At 41.4% G+C, this 17,573-nt stretch carries 11 protein-coding genes and 1 riboswitch; of the genes, 10 read left to right on the top strand and 1 reads right to left on the bottom strand.

Going from position 1 to position 17,573, the window contains the following annotated elements:
• Positions 1–182 precede the first annotated feature (182 nt).
• The 7 genes from ACZ449_RS17510 (at position 183) to ACZ449_RS17480 (ending at position 10,260) form a co-directional block, all read left to right on the top strand.
• Complete coding sequence (locus ACZ449_RS17510; RefSeq protein WP_464257346.1) at positions 183–2,156, top strand: methyl-accepting chemotaxis protein; 1,974 nt, start codon at positions 183–185, stop codon at positions 2,154–2,156.
• A 326-nt stretch (positions 2,157–2,482) separates the two neighbouring features.
• Positions 2,483–3,805: an MFS transporter gene (locus tag ACZ449_RS17505; RefSeq protein ID WP_464257345.1), complete on the top strand. Its 1,323-nt coding sequence runs from the start codon at positions 2,483–2,485 to the stop codon at positions 3,803–3,805.
• Between the two features lie 489 nt (positions 3,806–4,294).
• Positions 4,295–6,886, top strand: a complete 2,592-nt coding sequence (locus tag ACZ449_RS17500) for a molybdopterin-dependent oxidoreductase (RefSeq protein ID WP_464257344.1) — start codon at positions 4,295–4,297, stop codon at positions 6,884–6,886.
• 14 nt (positions 6,887–6,900) lie between these two features.
• A complete protein-coding gene (locus ACZ449_RS17495) occupies positions 6,901–7,713 on the top strand; it encodes a 4Fe-4S dicluster domain-containing protein (protein ID WP_464257343.1) in 813 nt (270 codons plus the stop codon).
• 76 nt (positions 7,714–7,789) lie between these two features.
• Positions 7,790–7,960, top strand: a complete 171-nt coding sequence (locus ACZ449_RS17490) for a hypothetical protein (protein ID WP_464257342.1) — start codon at positions 7,790–7,792, stop codon at positions 7,958–7,960.
• Between the two features lie 46 nt (positions 7,961–8,006).
• Positions 8,007–8,129: a hypothetical protein gene (locus tag ACZ449_RS17485; RefSeq protein ID WP_464257341.1), complete on the top strand. Its 123-nt coding sequence runs from the start codon at positions 8,007–8,009 to the stop codon at positions 8,127–8,129.
• A 160-nt stretch (positions 8,130–8,289) separates the two neighbouring features.
• Positions 8,290–10,260 (top strand): methyl-accepting chemotaxis protein, encoded by a 1,971-nt coding sequence (locus tag ACZ449_RS17480; RefSeq protein ID WP_464257340.1) that lies wholly within the window; start codon positions 8,290–8,292, stop codon positions 10,258–10,260.
• Positions 10,261–10,304: 44 nt separating this feature from the next.
• On the opposite strand, the gene ACZ449_RS17475 is transcribed toward ACZ449_RS17480, so the two are convergent.
• Positions 10,305–12,392: a sigma-54-dependent Fis family transcriptional regulator gene (locus ACZ449_RS17475; RefSeq protein ID WP_464257339.1), complete on the bottom strand. Its 2,088-nt coding sequence runs from the start codon at positions 12,390–12,392 to the stop codon at positions 10,305–10,307.
• A gap of 497 nt (positions 12,393–12,889) precedes the next feature.
• Here ACZ449_RS17475 and ACZ449_RS17470 point away from each other — a divergent pair, with 497 nt between their 5' ends.
• From ACZ449_RS17470 to ACZ449_RS17460, 3 genes are all read left to right on the top strand, one after another.
• Positions 12,890–14,275, top strand: coding sequence for an SLC13 family permease (locus tag ACZ449_RS17470; RefSeq protein WP_464257338.1), 1,386 nt, complete (start codon positions 12,890–12,892; stop codon positions 14,273–14,275).
• Between the two features lie 285 nt (positions 14,276–14,560).
• A riboswitch (molybdenum cofactor riboswitch) is annotated at positions 14,561–14,673 on the top strand.
• Between the two features lie 58 nt (positions 14,674–14,731).
• The gene (locus tag ACZ449_RS17465; protein ID WP_464257337.1) at positions 14,732–16,855 is read left to right on the top strand and encodes a sigma-54 interaction domain-containing protein; all 2,124 of its coding nucleotides are present in this window, start codon (positions 14,732–14,734) and stop codon (positions 16,853–16,855) included.
• Positions 16,856–17,237: 382 nt separating this feature from the next.
• On the top strand, positions 17,238–17,375 hold the full coding sequence (locus ACZ449_RS17460; RefSeq protein ID WP_464257336.1) for a zinc-ribbon domain-containing protein: 138 nt from the start codon (positions 17,238–17,240) through the stop codon (positions 17,373–17,375).
• Positions 17,376–17,573 lie beyond the last annotated feature (198 nt).

The following is a 17,573-nucleotide window of genomic DNA, read 5'->3' as shown; positions in this document are numbered from 1 at the left end:
CGTGAGTGCAGAAGCAATAATCAACAGAATGGAAATGTCCAGGTTGAACACGCGAGCAAAGTTGGCATGGGATCAATGGAATATGAAGTGCTTGAAGTAGAGTGCTAATTTTTAATTATATAGAAGTTGAGGTTTGTTTTTATTAGGGGCATTACCCAATTTCATTATGGTGAGGAGAAAAAATGAACAGTATAAAATTAAAACTGGGTGCAATTATTATTACTTTACTGATAATTGCACTAGGTCTATTATCAGGCTTGAACTATTGGCAAGCGGAAAAAATCATTTTACAAGATGTCGAAACAGATCTTGCCAGTAAAGCGCAAGGCAGTTCCGTCCAAATCGGCGGATGGCTGGACAGCAATAAACGAGATATTGCAACACTTGCTCGTTCTCCGGTCATTGTTAACGGCACTCGTGAAATAATAGTACCTTATTTAAACGCAGAACTAAGCAATGCTAAGATTTATGAAAGTTTGATTTGGATTGATGGCAAAGGCGATTATATTGACTATAAAGATGAAACAGGGACTTTAGCAGAACGCGAATACTTCCAACGCGCAATAAAGGGGGAAACTGTTGTTTCTGACCCTGTAGTTTCGAAAAAAACCAATAAATTAGTAGTTGCTGTTTCGACTCCTATTCGCGCTGGAAATCGTATCACCGGTGTACTTGTGGCCCTAATTAATATTGAGGAAATCGAAAAAATAGTTCTGGAAATAAAAGCCGGTGATACAGGGTATGCCTATGTAATCCGAGGAGACGGAATAGTAATGGTGCACCCTAACAAAGAATTAGTCAACAAAGTCAGTAGCATGACTGACCCTAATGCACCTCCGGAATTAAAAGCAGCTACTGAAAAGATGACTAAGGGAGAGCAGGGAATTGTGAGCTATGACTATCTTGGAACTAGCAAATATCTAGCTTATGCGCCGATTCCAGGGTATAACTGGTCAATTGCCGTAAATGTGCCGAGTAGTGAAGTAAGGGCAAAATTAAAAACATTTACTTGGACATCGCTAATCATAAGTTTGATTGTGTTACTTATTGCCGCCATTATTGTGCTGATAGTGGCAAATAAAATCGCTACGCCATTGAAAATACTCAAGGATGCAGCTGAGCGTATTGCTGATGGTGATCTCTCTTTGAGCAGTATCAATATTTCCTCTAAGGATGAAATGGGGCATTTGGCCCACGCTTTTGAAACGATGGTAGGTAATTTACGTGGTCTGGTACAACAGATCAACGGATCATCCGAACAGGTTGCTGCGTCTTCGCAAGAACTAACCGCTAATGCCGAGCAGTTAGCGCAAGTAGCAGGTCAGGTAAGTACTTCAGTTACAAGTACTGCTCAGGGAGTCGGCGATCAGGTAGCTGTTGTCGATAAGGCCCTATTGCTTGTAGAAAAAATTGCGTCTGGTGCTCATGCAGAGGCCATTAAAACAGGAAATGTAATCGATATTACAGCTAAGGCTGTGAGTGCGGCAGCAGAGGGAAATCAAGCTGTTGAAAGTGCTATTAGTCAAATGAATAGTATCCGGCAGACCGTAGATAATTCTGCCCAGGTCGTTGCCGAACTAGGAGAACAGTCTAAAGAAATTGGACAAATTGTCGAAACAATTTCCGGTATTGCTGGTCAAACTAATTTACTTGCGTTAAACGCTGCGATTGAAGCGGCACGAGCAGGCGAACAGGGACGAGGATTTGCCGTCGTAGCCGAAGAAGTTAGAAAATTGGCTGAGCAATCCCAAGAAGCAGCTAAACAAATTGCAACACTCATTGGTGATATTCAGAGTAAAACCGATAAGGCTGTAATCGCAATGGCTAACGGTACCCAAGAAGTAAAAACAGGATCTGACGTGGTTGATCAGGCTGGTAAAGCCTTTACTGATATTGACCTGCATATAAAAAAGGTTGCTTCGATTGCCCAAGCGGCAGCAGACGGCATGCAACAGCTTGCCGCTTCCAGTCAACAAGTAGTTGAATCAATGAAAGAAGTTGAAACCTTTAGCCGTGAGATTTCTAGTCAGACACAAAGCATTTCGGCCGCCACAGAGGAGCAATTGGCATCAATGGAAGAAATATCTTCTTCCAGCCACTATTTAGCTCAATTGGCAGAGCAGTTACAAGGAGCAGTGAATAAGTTTAGGATGTAAGCGAGGCATTATATGTCTTGGTGCAATTTAACATTGCTAACAAATCAAAATAAAGTGAGGCTTTGGAAAACTTATCTAAGTTTCCCAAGCCTCACTCTTTTTGTCTAGAGGAAAAAAATTACTAGTTAATATGATGATAATTCTCGATAATTGAAAAATAAAAAATCAAAAATAGGAAGTTTCCCATTTTTGCGAGGTAATTCCTAGAAATGAAAAAGGTCAGTAACTCTGTAAGGCTGCTAACTGGGCAGTTTAATGGTTGTTGCAATTTGGCATGTTTAATGCACAAGTAATTTATTTAAAAAATCAAAACAGGAGGTTTTTGGATGAGATCAGTTTTCATCAATGAGGTAATTGACCAGAGTAGTTTTAACAGGTTTTACCGTAACATTATTGTCATTTGCATGTTAACATCAATTTTTGATGGATTTGACCTCAATTGTTTCTCACTGGTCATCCCGTCGCTTATGGCAGACTGGCATTTAAGTCCGGTTGAGATCGGCTGGCTAGGCAGCTATGGCTTTGCAGGAATGATTCTAGGATCTTTTGCCTTTGGGCCAATTGCTGAGTGGATTGGGAGAAGACGCGCCATTATATTGGCGACAGCAATTTATTGTATTTTTACTGTGGCAGTAGGTTTTGCCCGAGGATTTACTGAGTTTGCAGTGTACCGCTTTATTGCCGGTATGGGATTGGCAGGGGCTTTTCCTCTTGTTGTTGCGTTTACTTCAGAATATTCTCCCAAACCTATCCGGAGTCGCCTCGTTGTTTGGGTTACGTCCGGTCAAGCCATAGGTACCGTTTTGGCAACCCTGGTAGGACTGGCTCTGTTAGCTGAGTTTGGTTGGCGGGTCATGTTTTATGCTGCGGCTGTTCCCTTACTCTTAGTTATTTGGCAATGTTTTTTGCCTGAATCATTGGCGTATTATTTGAAAAAGGGGAAACGAGAAAAAATTGCTCAGGTATTGGTTGCCGCGAACCCAGAGTTTACGCCCACGACAGAGGACGATTACAAATTTAACTGTCAACATTCCGGTAAGGACAATCCTTTAGCTTTGTTCAAGGCTGGCGAGGCCAGAAACACGATTTTGTTATGGATTATGATGATTGCTAATTATGTGTTTACCTTTGGCATTGTAGTCTGGTTACCTAAATTAATGACACTACAGGGTTGGTCACTAAACTTCAGTTTATGGTTTACACTGGTCTGGAATGCAGGATTTGTTGTGGGGATTCCACTTTCTGGTTGGGCTCAGGACAAATTTGGCGGCAGATGGACATTATTAGCTATCACGATTATTATTGCGGCTTTTACCAGTGTATTGGGAGTAATTAAAACGCCGATGCTGCTTTCGGTGATGATTTTTTTCACCGGTGCTTGTCAACATGCACTAATGGGAGTATCAGGCTCATATATTGCCCAGAATTATTCGTTGACCATCCGGGCGACAGGTACAACCTGGGGTTACGGTGTTGGCCGCATTGGCGGTATTATTGGTCCGATGGTTGGTGGTGTTTTATTAGCAAACCAGGTTTCTGTGCCGATGAATTTTATTGTTTTCGCCTGTGTTCCGCTTATTAGTGCGCTGACTGTTCTGCTTACAACTGATCGCTCACGAGTTATCGAAAGTAAGTTAGCGATAGTATAGAGTTCTATCAAGGGAATCCCATAAGCCGGAAGAAGTCGCAAGGGTGGGAAAATGTTGCGTCCAAATGTAGCCCGTTTTATGAAAAAACCAATTGAATATTATCTCTCTAACTCCAAATTTTGCAAAATTATTGAAGATTTTTTGGCTTTGTAAATGTAGGCTCAGATGTGCTTGTTGATTGGATTCTAAGCACACAAGGGTAAGTGTTTATTGTATTTAAAAAGGTTAGATTATTATGTTTAGATATAGTAAACTTTTACTTTTGGCACGGTTTTTGCTTTTTATATCATTGTAGATGTTTCTCATACTTTTTCATCTTCAGCTACTTTAGCACGGACTCTGGTATGGCTAATAGATTTAACAGGAAGATATGACTTTTTATAGTAAGTAGCAGGACAGTAGCTGAAGAGGAGTTTATACAGAGAAGGAGGTAACGTTTCGGTTATAGCTACATTTACTAAATATCTAATTAAGTAAGGGAGGAAAAAAATGTCTAAGAAGAATAGCGAAATAAAAACCTATTATAAAGGACTTGGTTTTTGTGGTTTTGGCATTGGAGCGAATACCGCAGAAGTTGATGTAAAAGACGGTAAAGTATTACGTATTCGTCCTGCTAAGTTTGATAAAAAATACAAGCAAGAAGAACTTAATCCTTGGAAAATTGAAGTTAGAGGCAAAACGTTTGAGCCCAAAATGAAGACTCTGTTGCCTCCATTCAGTTATATATATAAAAAGAGAATGTTTTCAAAAAACCGTGTACTTTATCCGTTAAAACGGGTTGACTGGGACCCCAATGGTGAGAGAAATACAGAAAATCGTGGGGAAAGCAAATTTGTAAGAATTAGCTGGGATGAAGCTACAGACATCATCGCTAATGAAATCAAACGTATTCATAAACAATATGGTCCATATGCTATCCTTTCTCAAGGTGACGGCCATGGCGAAACTAAAGCAATCCATGGTCCACATGGTTGTCAAAAAAATCTTCTTGAATTACTTGGCGGATCGACTACGCAAGCAAGAAATGCCGACAGTTGGGAAGGTTGGTACTGGGGTATTAAGCATTTTTGGGGTTGTGAGCCTATTGGCCAAGGTCTCCAAAAAAATATGTGGTGGGATGTTTCCAACAATACAAAAATGCTATTGTACTGGGGTTGTGATCCTGAAACCAATACTTGGGGCTGGGGTGGGCAAAATCCAAGTCGTCTCAGTCGTTGGTTCAAAGAAATTGGCATAAAATCAGTATATATTTCTCCAGACCTCAACTATAGCGGCGCTGTTTGGGCTGATAAATGGATTCCTGTTATTCCTAATACAGATGCGGCCTTACAATTGGCAATTATGTATACTTGGATTAAAGAAGATACTTACGATAAAGAATATATCGCTACTCATACGGTTGGCTTTGAACCCATGAAACAATACGTTATGGGCGAAGAAGATGGCGAAGCGAAAACTCCAGAGTGGGCCTCAAAAATCTGTGGTGTTCCAACCTATACGATCAAAGCGCTGGCTAGAAAATGGGCAAAAGACGCTACGACAATTGGTCACTGCAACGGCGGCTCTTATATCCGTTCAGGGTATTCTAGTGAACCTGCCCGTTTGGAAGGCTGCTTACTTGCCATGCAAGGCCTTGGCAAACCAGGGCGTGGTCAATTAAAATTCATCGAATTCGGCCAATACGGGTTACATGAATATTATCCTTGTCCTAAATCGAAAGTAATCCCAAATGTTGGTGGTGCTTATAATGGCGCTACCTACGATATTTCCGGTCAGTTTTTACCGAAAACGTTAATTCCCAAAGCCATATTAGGTGACTGGACAGCTGAAAATCCTATGACTTGGTACGGAGTTACTTCTTCCGGGTTCCCGGCAGACGACCAGTTCGTTGAGTATCAGTACCCAATCGAAGAGGATGGTTCCGAACTTCATATGATCTGGACAGATACTCCATGCTGGACAACTTGCTGGAATGGCGGCAACAGTATGATTAAGGCATTAAGGAGCCCCAAAATAGAATTCGTTCTGGCGCAACATCCATGGCTTGAAAACGACTGCTTATTTGCCGATCTGATTTTACCGGTAAGCAGTAAATTTGAACAAGAAGATATTGCTTGCGATAATCAAAGTGGTGCATTTAATAGCCTGTATTATGAGGGACAATGCGTTGAACCTCGTGGAGAAGCTAAAAGCGACTATGAATGTGTTTGTGAAATTGCCAAAAAGCTAGGTGTATATGAAGAGTACACTAAAGGCATGACTTATGAAGATTTGATTAAACGAGGCTTTGAAATGTCTGGATGTCAAACATTAATGAACTATGACGAGTTCCGCGAAAAAGAAATCTGCGTTGTTCCTACCGATGAGAACTGGAAAGATGTTGTCCCAGGGTTCGGCGATTTTGCGAATGATCCAGAAGCAAATCCAATGACGACTCCATCTGGAAAACTAGAATTTACTTCTGAAAATCTTTCTGAATATTTCCCGGATGACGAAGAACGTCCCCCACATCCGAAATTTATTCCTTTTGGTAAAACCCACCAAGAAAGCTATTTGCATCCAAGAAGCGAGCAATATCCTTACTTGTTAGTCTCTAACCATCCTCGCTGGCGGGTACATGCAAACATGGATGATGTAACCTGGTTACGCGAAATTCCTACCTGCAAAATGAGAGCTAGAGACGGTTATATGTATGAGCCGGTATGGATTAATCCGATTGATGCTAAAAAGCAAGGCATCGCACATGGTGATGTTGTAAAACTTCATAATGAACGCGGCTGGGTGCTTGGTGCAGCCTATGTAACAGAAAGAATCATGCCACATGTCATTTATCAGGATCATGGATCCCGCCTTGACCCAATCGTAGCCGGAGAATCTGATCGCGCTGGTGCAAACAATCTTATTTGCCCCACCAACACCGTATCTCAAAATTGTTCAGGTGAGGTTACTAGCGGTTTCTTAGTTGGAATTAGTAAAGTAGATGAACTTGAATTAGCTAAGCAATATCCGGAACAATTCAACAGACCATATTGTCCGCACTCTGGACAAATTCTGACTTCTAGAGTTATTGAAAAAAACTAAGGTGGTGTAAATAAATGAAAGTTTTTGTCATTGATGTTGAAAACTGCAATGGTTGCTATAACTGTCAATTAGTTTGTAAAGATGAACACGTTGAAAATGATTGGTCACCAATTGCAAAACCACAACCTGATACCGGTCATTTTTGGATGAAAATGACGGAAAAAACGCATGGTCAGGTTCCCAAAGTAAAATTAGAGTATGTCCCCCAAGGCTGCATGCACTGCGATAACGCACCTTGTATGGAAGTAGCTAAAAATGATGCCGTTTACAAACGTCCGGATGGACTTGTTATTATTGATCCGGAAAAAGCCCAGGGACAAAAAGTAATTGTTGAAGCTTGCCCCTATAAAGCCGTTTACTGGAACGAAGAATTGAAGATCCCTCAAAAATGCACAGGCTGCGCCCATTTAGTTGATGAAGGCAAAGAACCGCGCTGCGTGGAGGCTTGCCCGCATGATTGCATTAAGTTCGGTGAAGAAAGTGAATTTGCCGATTTAATTGCCAAAGCAGAAATTATGCTTCCTGAAGTTGGCGCAAAACCTAGAGTGTACTATGTAAACCTACCTAAAGTATTCGTTGCAGGCTTGGTTTATGATGCGGAAAAAGACGAAGTAATCGAAAATGCCAAAACTACTTTAACCTGCAAAGCAACAGGTGTTGCGCTAAATGCAACTACTGATGACTTTGGTGATTTTTGGTTCAGAAAACTTGAGGTCGGTAACTATGTGTTAACAATTTCGGCCAATGGTTATCAAACCTATGAAAAAGATATTGTTGTTGACCAAAGTCTTAATGCAGGTGACATTGCTTTAAAAGCCGCTCTTTAAAAAATTAGAGTTGAGTTTTGTCTGATGTTTTCATTCAGACAGTATATAAATTTCTTTTGATTTTAGGGAGGATAATATGGAAGATCAAGATAAGAAAGTAGCTGTAGATCCAGGAACTGCAAATATGGAAAGCCATTTTGCTGGCAGCAAAAACAGAAAACCAATTAAATGTCCCGAATGTGGGACACTGAATCCAGGGGCAAGGACTACATGTAAAAAATGCAAGGTGGATTTACCTTTACCCTGATTAACCAGATTATATGCGAGTTCAATAACTAGTAGGAGTTGTTAAAATGTGTTTTAGACCACCGACTGTAGCTAAACCGATAAAATGCCCTTCATGTGGTGCGTTAAATCAGCCAACGAAGAAAACTTGCAGCAAATGTCAAGCCGACCTTACGGCTGCCAAAAAGTAGTTAATAGCCAAAAAACATAAAAATTTATTCTTTTTCTAACTTAGCAAAATTGTAACAAATGATTCTGGCGTTGAAAAAAGTTCCTTGCCCTATCTAGGAGCTTGGGCCTTTCAACGCTTTTGTCATTTGGTGTAATTGAAAAAAGGGGGGGACTTTGTTTGTGAAGATTCAAGCAAAGCTTACGCTGATTATTGGTGTTTTGTTTACGCTTGCGCTAGGGGGGTTAGCCGGTCTGAACTATTGGCAGGCTAAGAATCTGTTAACGCAGGACGTAAAAACTGAATTTGCTATAACAGCAGAAAGACATAGTGAAGAAATCGCTTCCTGGCTTGATCTATATAAAACTGAAATGGTTACTATTGCCCGAACTCCTGTTTTAACTAGTGGCAACAAGGAAGCAATAAGGCAATACCTTGCTGCCGAAGTCAAGAATAACAGCGTTTATGAGACAATGCTGTGGTTTGATATTACAGGAATGTCAATTAACGCCGAGGGCGTGGTCCGTAATGACGCGGATCGTGAGCACTTTAAGCAGGCAGTACAAGGTAAGACTGTAGTATCGGATCCAATTATTTCCAAGGGAACAGGCAAACCGATAGTGGTTATTGCCACACCTGTTAAAGTAAACGGTACAATTATAGGGGTAACGGCAGGAGTAGTAAATATTGCGGAGTTAGGAAAACTGGTTGAACAAATAAAAGTTGCTGATACTGGTTATGCTTTTGTAGCTCGCAGTGATGGCATGATAATACTTCATCCGAACAAAGAACTAGAAGGCAAAGTAAATGCCCTGCAAGATCCTAACACCAATTCTGTCATGAAGGCAGCTTTGGGAAAAATGGTGAAAGGAGAAAAAGGCTTTGCTGAATACCAAAACTTAGGGGTGGAAAGATATGTAGCTTATGCTCCCATTCGAGAAACTTCCTGGGCGATTGCGGTAGTTGTGCCTGTACATGAAGTTACCGGTAAACTGACATCATTTACCTGGACTTCGCTACTTTCGATAGTTATTGTACTTATTCTGGCGGTTGTTATTATCTTAAGGGTAGCGGCTCATATCGCCGGGCCGCTAACAATATTGCAAGATGCGGCAAACCGTATAGCCGGCGGCGATCTTAGTGTGACTCAGATTCCTGTTAACTCGCAGGATGAAATGGGAAGTCTGGCACGATCTTTTGAGAATATGGCCGCCAACCTTTGTCAATTAGTACGGCAGATTAGTGATTCTTCCGGCCGGCTAACTGTTTTTTCGCAAGAACTAACGATTAATACCGAACAGTCGGCGCAAGCGGCCAACCAGGTAGCCGGGTCGATTACAGAGACGGCGCGTGGTGCCGAGCAGCAGGTAACTGCTGTAGGAAAAGCCATGGTTCAGGTGAGAGAAATTGCCGAGAGTACTAGACAGGAGTCAGCGCAGAGCAAAAGTGCTATAGAGATGGCTCATAACGCGGTAAATGCTGCTAATGAAGGCAATAAAGCTGTTAGTATGGCTATAAGCCAGATGAACAGCATACAACAGACGGTAGATGCTTCAGCGCAAGTGGTTACAGAACTTGGCGAATACTCTAAGAGAATTGGGAAAATTGTCGAAACCATTTCTGGTATTGCCGGACAGACCAACCTGTTGGCTTTGAATGCTGCCATTGAAGCGGCCCGTGCCGGTGAACAGGGGCGGGGGTTTGCCGTAGTCGCTGAAGAGGTGCGTAAGCTCGCAGAGCAATCACAAGAGGCGGCCAAGCAGATAGCACTTTTGATTAGTGAAATTCAAGGAAAGACGGCTGATGCAGTCAATGCCATGGGAAGCGGTACTCAGGAAGTTAGACGCGGTTCTGAGGTTGTTAACAGTGCAGGTGGATATTTTCAGGATATTGAGGTGCATATTAGAGAGGTTTCAGTTATTATCCAAAAAACTGCAGAGGGAATGAACAAACTAGCAGATAGCAGTTACTCTGTTCTTGAGGCGATGCAGGAAACGGAAACAGTTAGCTGCGAGATTTCCAGTCAGTCACAAACTATATCAGCAGCTACTGAAGAACAGTCTGCGTCTATGGAGGAGATTGCTTCTTCCAGCCAACATCTGGTCCAACTGGCAGAGCAATTGCAAAACGCGGTGGCCAACTTTCATACTTAACAACAAACAAGGAGGAGCCGAAAGCTCCTCCTTGTTTGTTGTTATTATATTTCAATTCCATATTCTTTTATCTTGCGATACAGGGTGGACTTGCTAACCTGAAGAAGATGAGCAGCTTGCACGACGTTGTTATTAACACGGGAAAGGGCTGAGCGAATAAACAGGATTTCCGCATCTTGCAAAGACACCATTTCTTCGACATTGATATCGGGAGGAGGATAGTTTATTTGTGCCGGAGTGGAGAATTTGCAACGTAATATTTCTTCCGGTAAGTGTTCAGGGTAGATAAAGTTGTCTTGCGCCATATTAACGGCGTAGATCATGGCATTTTCCAGTTGACGGACATTACCCGGCCATGAATATTTACTGATGAGGTTACATACTAACTCGGAGATTTGCGGGATGGGTAACTTGGCACGTCGACAGTAAGTTTGAATAAAATGTTTTGCCAGCATTAGGGTATCATCACCACGCTCGCGTAAGGGAGGAATTTGCAATTTTAGGACAGATAAGCGGAAATACAAGTCTTCCCGGAAGGCTTTTTCATCTATCATTTTAAAGAGATCCTTATTGGTAGCGGCTACCAGGCGGAAATCCACCGGCTGATAGCGTTTACCGCCTACACGCATAACCTTTTTATCTTCCAGAACGCGCAGTAACACAGCTTGTATTTCAAAAGGCATATCACCTATTTCATCTAAAAAAAGGGTGCCACCGCTGGCTAATTCGATCTTGCCGGGACGTCCACCGCGTTCAGAACCGGTAAAACTTCCCCCTTCATAGCCAAAAAGCTCACTTTCAATTAAATTACGGGGCATCGCGGCGCAGTTAATGGCAATAAAGGGTCCATTAGGACGGGAAAAGTTATGAATAGCCTGCGCAAAAAGCTCTTTGCCAGTACCGCTTTCGCCAATTAACAAAACGTTTTCTGGTGAGCTGGAAAATCGCTGACACATCATTTTTGTTTTACTGATAGCTTCGTTATTGCCAATAATATCCTCAAAACAAAAGGTTGCACTATTACCTGTTCGACGAGCCACCAGGGCATTGATCTTATCTACATGATTCAAACGCAGGACGGCGCCGGCTACTTCGGTGTTAGTTTGAAAAAATACCGGTCGGGTACTGATAATGCAGGGCTGTTCTCTTTCATCAAGGTTCAAAGTTTCTTCTATATAATTAAGGGTAGTCCCGTCTTTCACAGCTTGAACAATCAGGGAATCAGGGCTTAGATAATTAAACACACTATAGTTGGTCGCCTGTTCCGGAGCGATTTGCAGCATATTTAATCCTTCTTGGTTGCTATGGATGACCTTTCCCAGAGGATCAACCATGATGATCCCTTCATCGATAAAACTAATGGTAGCTTCCAGCGTGTTTTTGGCAACCTTCAGGCGCTGGTTGGCTTGTTTTAGGCGCATTTGCTGCTGGATAGCCAAAGCCATAGATGTTATCCAACCAAGAGAATGAGTTTGTATTTTATTCAGAGCATGCTTGTTGTCACACTTTCCAAAATCATGGGCCAGTACCAAAGTGCCGATAAGCTGATTATTGGCATCGAAAATGGGGGCAGAAGAACTAAGATTATCGTGAAGTACCAGAGGATAATTTTCCGGACCAAGCAACTGAATGGGTCGCTTGAGACGCATGCACAGGTTATGTGCGCAGGTTCCGACGATTTCTTCAGCCCAGACTACTCCAATTACCGAATTAACATTATTAAAGGCAGTTATTTCCTCCGAATTTCCTTCCTGCAGTAGCAGGACCCCCTGTTGGTCCCGCAGTGTCAGCATATAACCGGAGTGTATCGCCAGACCGCTAAAGGCCTTAATTAGGGGGGTAGCCGTTTTAATCAATAATTGGTTTTTAATCAGAAGAGTTTGTAGTTGAACAGCGCTTACATTAGTTCCTAGTATTGGGGAATAGGGATTAGCGCCTGCTTTACGGGAACGAAGCCATGATTCAGCTACCTCACGACGCATGAAAGGAGCTGTAAGCGGGTTCTCGCCATATTCCAGGAAACGCTTTTTGCATTCGATGATTTGTTCCCAGTTTTCCATGGAGATAATCGCGCTATCGTTGCAAAGTGATTGAGCATTTGGGTCTAAATGCTCTAGGGGATTAGAATTCATATCTAAAGCCTCCAAATATGTCGAGTATCAAGTATTTCAGGTAGCGAAATGAATTTTGAAGGAGAGAAGATGGTTGTTTAATTTCGACAATATGGTATATATAATTATATCTTTCTACAGCAGTGAGCGAATTCCTGTATAGACAGTAATTCGCTCACTGCTTTTTAATTAGGTTATAGTATCGTGGGGGCAGTTTAGTGCCCTGGTTTTATAAACGGGAAGTTTCCTAATTTAAAACTATTTTAAATTCCGCCATTGGGAAAATTCCTGGAATAAGGAATTGGTCAATTAAAGGCTGTTTTACTATATATAGTACAATTTCCTCTAATTGACCACTTTATATTGTATAATGACACCTTGGCATGCTTTATGCAAAAAGAATAATAATAGATGCAGGTCTTTTTGTTTGAGAATTTATTCCAAAGGGGGAAAAGCAATTTTGTAACAGCGGTACATCAAGCAGAATGATTTGACTCGAATTGAAAGGACGTGACAGTGTGAATAAAAGAGTGGTTAGTCTATTGGCGGCAGTAGCGATAGTATTGCTATTTTGCCTTATGCCCATTCCGGAAGGTCTGAACCGGGGAGGAATAATTTCACTTGGACTTTTACTCGCAGGTATTTTGCTGTGGATTACGGAAGCTATGCCGTTGGCAATCTCCGCGTTGTTATTAATGGTGCTAATGCCATACTTGGGAGTAACCAATTTCCCAACCGTTTGGGCTAAGTTTATCAGTCCGGTAATTTTCTTTGTTATTGCCGCGTTTGGATTAACAGTAGCTTTATTAAAAACCAACATACCACTGAGGCTAACAGCTTCTTTGATGAAATGGTCAGGAACAAATGCTCCTAAATTGGTGTTTGGTTTTTTGCTTTGTACTGCTCTTGTTTCCACAATCGTAACTAACACTGCAGATTGTGCATTGTTTATGGGGCTGGCGTTATCGATGCTTCGGGCAAATAATTCGATACCAGGGAAATCCAATCTAGGCAAATGCTTGATGATGGGAGTACCAATGGCTGCTATGGTGGGCGGCGGAGTTACTCCGGCAGGTGTATCCATCAACATTATGGCAATGAATATGTTTACCAGTCATACCGGTATTACGATAAAGTTTCTTGATTGGGTCGTTATGGGGCTTCCTATGGCGATTATCCTTTTACCGATTTGTTGGTGGTGCCTGATTAAGACGTTTAAGCCGGAAGACATATCAGAAGAATCCTTGCAAACTGTTTTAAAACAGGCTGATGCACTTGGACCATTGAATATAGTGGAAAAAAAGGTTTTGGCAATCGTAACTCTTATGCTTGTGTTCTGGGTAGCCGGTAATTGGGTTCCGGCTCTTGATGCAACTGCTGTCGCAGTGTTGGGCCTAGTTGTTATGTTTTTGCCAGGAGTGGATTTATTAACATTTGAAGAACTGACTAAAGGGGTATCATGGAATGTTGTCTTGCTGATCGGCGGTGTACAATCACTAGCTGCGGGCATATTGAGCACAGGCGCTGCAGCCTGGCTGGTAAAATCGGCGATGTCTCTTGTCGCTGGCGCCAGCAATACAACAATTATGGCTGGCGCAACTACACTACTCTCATTCTTGCATCTTATTATTCCGGTTGGACCGGCTATCGCAGGTATGACGACGATTCCATTGGCAGATTTGGCGGCATTAACCGGCATTAGTCCTGTAGCTATGACGGTTATGGTAGCTTTTTGGGCGGCCATATCCTTTGTTTTGCCAATTGACTGTGTACCGCTTATTACCTATGGTTTAGGTTACTATAAAATGGTTGATATGTTTAAGGCAGGTTGGTTTCCCACAATTGTATTGATTGCTTATTGTACCTACGTTCTTCCTGTCTTGGCGCGTATGTTGGGATATTAGATGAAAAAGTATCCGATATATCAAAAGAAAATAGGTTTAGCGTCGTTTGACTAGCAAAGCCCTCATACTGTTTAGTGAGAAGCCCCCCAATCGTAATAAAATTGATTACGATTGGGGGGCTTCTGCATGGATGACTATAGGTAATCTCGTTTTACGCTTAGCTAGTTAAAATGAGCCTTAAAACATTGAGGAGATGTTAAAGGTGGTTCATTAATTGCCGAAATATTTTTAATTAAACAATTAATTTTTGGCAGGATTTTATAGTCATATCAAGAATGATTATAATCATAAGATGAGTTCCAAGTCATCATTGCCCATGTGGAAATGATGACCGAAGGGTATGAAGAGTAATTTTTGTGCCTGCCTGTATTGTGCGAAGGAAGTCTGGTAAATCAGGCTTTCTTTTTTTAACTTGTTGAGTTGGTACGGATTTATTGACGAAATGGAGGTATTTTAATGATCTTAGTTTGTCAGAAACCGGATATTAATGATATTTTCAGTTCAATCAATAGCGATAAGTTCTTTTCCAAGGAGAGCTGGAAAAATATACAGCAATGTAGAATTAACTTTTTCGAAGATGCAGAAGACCCCCGAAATAGTCAATATGTTGACAAAGAAATAGCTAGATCTTGGATATACTTGCGTGATAGGGGTATAAACCCTAATTCTCTGGTAACTAAAGAGTGGTTAAATTCCGAAGCACTGGAGAAAACGATAGAAAAAAACAGACTTCTCATTGAAGTTACCAATTCGATTATCAGAAACTTTAAATATGTAATGTTTTATTCTGGTTATATTATATACTTGATTGATAAAAATGGGATAATACTTCTCCAGGATGGTGATTGGGAGAGCTTAGTTCCATTCTCCAAACAAAAATCATTAACTGGCTTAATTGTGAATGATACTAGTATGGGCAACAGTTCCCACATGTTGTGTATGTATCTAAAAGAACCAGTGCAGTTGCTGGGACCGGAGCATTACTCAGCTGCTTTTCAGAATAATATTGCCTCAGCTACTCCCCTATTTGATGAACATGGAGAAGTAATTGCCTCCCTGGTATTGTTAAGTCAAGCTTTGGTAAATCCCACCTGGGAAGACAGCTTGCCAAGGCTAAGTCTGCATACCCTTGGCCTTATTATTGCTATGGGTGTGGCTATTGAAACTCAAATAAAACTTATAAAGAGCAGTGACAATCTTATCCGTGCCAATAATAATTTAATGCAAGTTAATGAGAGTCTAGAAACCTCCTATAATATGCTGGAAGCTACCCTGGCATTCACAGATGGGGGATTAATTACAGTGGACAGATTCGGCGATATTACGCATATTAATCAGAAAGCTAGTCGAATATTAAGGCTGACACACTCTGAAGCTATCAGTAGAAATATTTCAGACTTTCTTACTGACAAGTCGTTTATAACAAAAGCCCTTACTTGTGGTGAGCCTGTTAGTTATCGGGAGACAACGTTCAAAATTGGTAAAAATGAGGAAAACTACATTTTGACTATTCGCAGTATGCATAGTCAGGACCCCCAAATAATCCGGGGAGCAGTAATTCGAATCGTTCACCCCGATAAAATTAATGCTCTGGCAAGCCTGCGAGCAGGGTTTCAGGCCAAGTTTGGATTTACTGATATTATTGGCGATTGTAACGAAATAAAGAAGGTAAAGGATATAGCACAACGTTTTTCTTTGTCCTCGGAAAACATTTTACTTATTGGCGAGAGCGGTACTGGGAAAGAACTCTTTGCGCAAGCAATCCATAACAATTATTGTCCCCAAGGCCCTTTTGTTGCTATTAATTGTGCGTCTATGCCGAGAAGCTTGATTGAAAGCGAACTGTTTGGATATGAAAGCGGTTCATTTACCGGTGCCGATAACCATGGTAAACCTGGTAAAATAGAGTTGGCCAATGGTGGCACTCTCTTCCTGGATGAAATAGGCGATATGCCTTATGAGGTTCAGGCAGTACTGCTGCGGGTGTTGGAGGATAAACAAGTCATGAGAGTAGGTGGGAAGCGGTATCAAGAAGTTGATTTCCGAGTTGTAGCCGCAACGAACCGCAATCTGCTTAAAATGGTCCAAGAAAATCAGTTTCGAGAAGATTTATATTATCGATTATCAGTCCTGAGAATTTCTATCCCTCCCTTACGTCAGCGAGAACATGATATAATACTGCTGTGTCAGTACTTTATCCGCACTTATTGTGATAAAACTGGCAGGTCCAAACCACAAATGAGCCCTGCTGCTATAAAAAAAATTCTGGAATATAATTGGCCGGGAAATGTGAGGCAATTGGAGAATGCAATTATTTATGCGATTAATATTACCCAGAGTGACGTCATAAATGTAGAGCACTTACCTTATGAAATGGTAGAAGACGGTGGGGAATTTATCAATGATAAAAATAATAGCACAGAAACCGAGGAAATACTTCCTATGCGGGTCTGGGAAAAAGCAGCAATAAAGAGTACTTTATTAAAAAGCCATAATTCCATTGCTCAGGCTGCAAGTATCCTGCAGATAAGCAAATCCACACTGTATAGAAAAATTAAAGAGTACGATATTACATTATAACCTACAGTTCGCCGCTACCGCTGGCGACAGAAATAGTAAAAAGACGCCCTCTCATGTAGATTCTTAAGTCTACATGGGAGGGCATTTTAATTTCAATCATATCCTTGTTGTATGTGGCAGTTTTGGCAGTTGCAGGACAGAGGTTGCTAAAATGCGTAGTTATAACTTTTTGCAAAATAGCGAAAAGGTTTTTTAAAATAGGAGTGCGATTTTGTCATAATCGTATTTTTAGATGGCAAATCAGTATGCATTTTTTAAAAAGACCCTGATGTATTGCCCGGTATGGGGATATGAAGACTAATTGGCACACTTAATGCTATATATAGGGTTATGCAGCTTACAAACTAGTATTGCAAATTCAAACCGGGAAGGAGAAGATGTCATGTGTTTTAGACCACCAGGTGCAGCCAAAGCGGTAAAGTGTCCTTCATGCGGAATGCGCAATCAGCCGACCGTTGAAAAATGCAAAAAATGCGGAGCAGACATGACCAAAACGAAAGATGTAACTAGCGAAAAATAGTTAAACTCATTAAAAAACGTATTCAGTTTGAATGTAGCCAAAATGTGCCCTGATATAGGGATAAACATATTGGACAGCAACATGCGAAAGGGGGCATTACAACATTGAGAATGTGTACATGCGGTCTGGATTATCTAACCGGATAGCATCGGGTTGAGGCCGCGTGGCGGAGAAATGACAGTTAGAGGGAGGTTTTCG

The organism is Desulfosporomusa polytropa, assembly GCF_055380075.1.
This window is presented reverse-complemented; position numbering and strand designations above follow the sequence as displayed.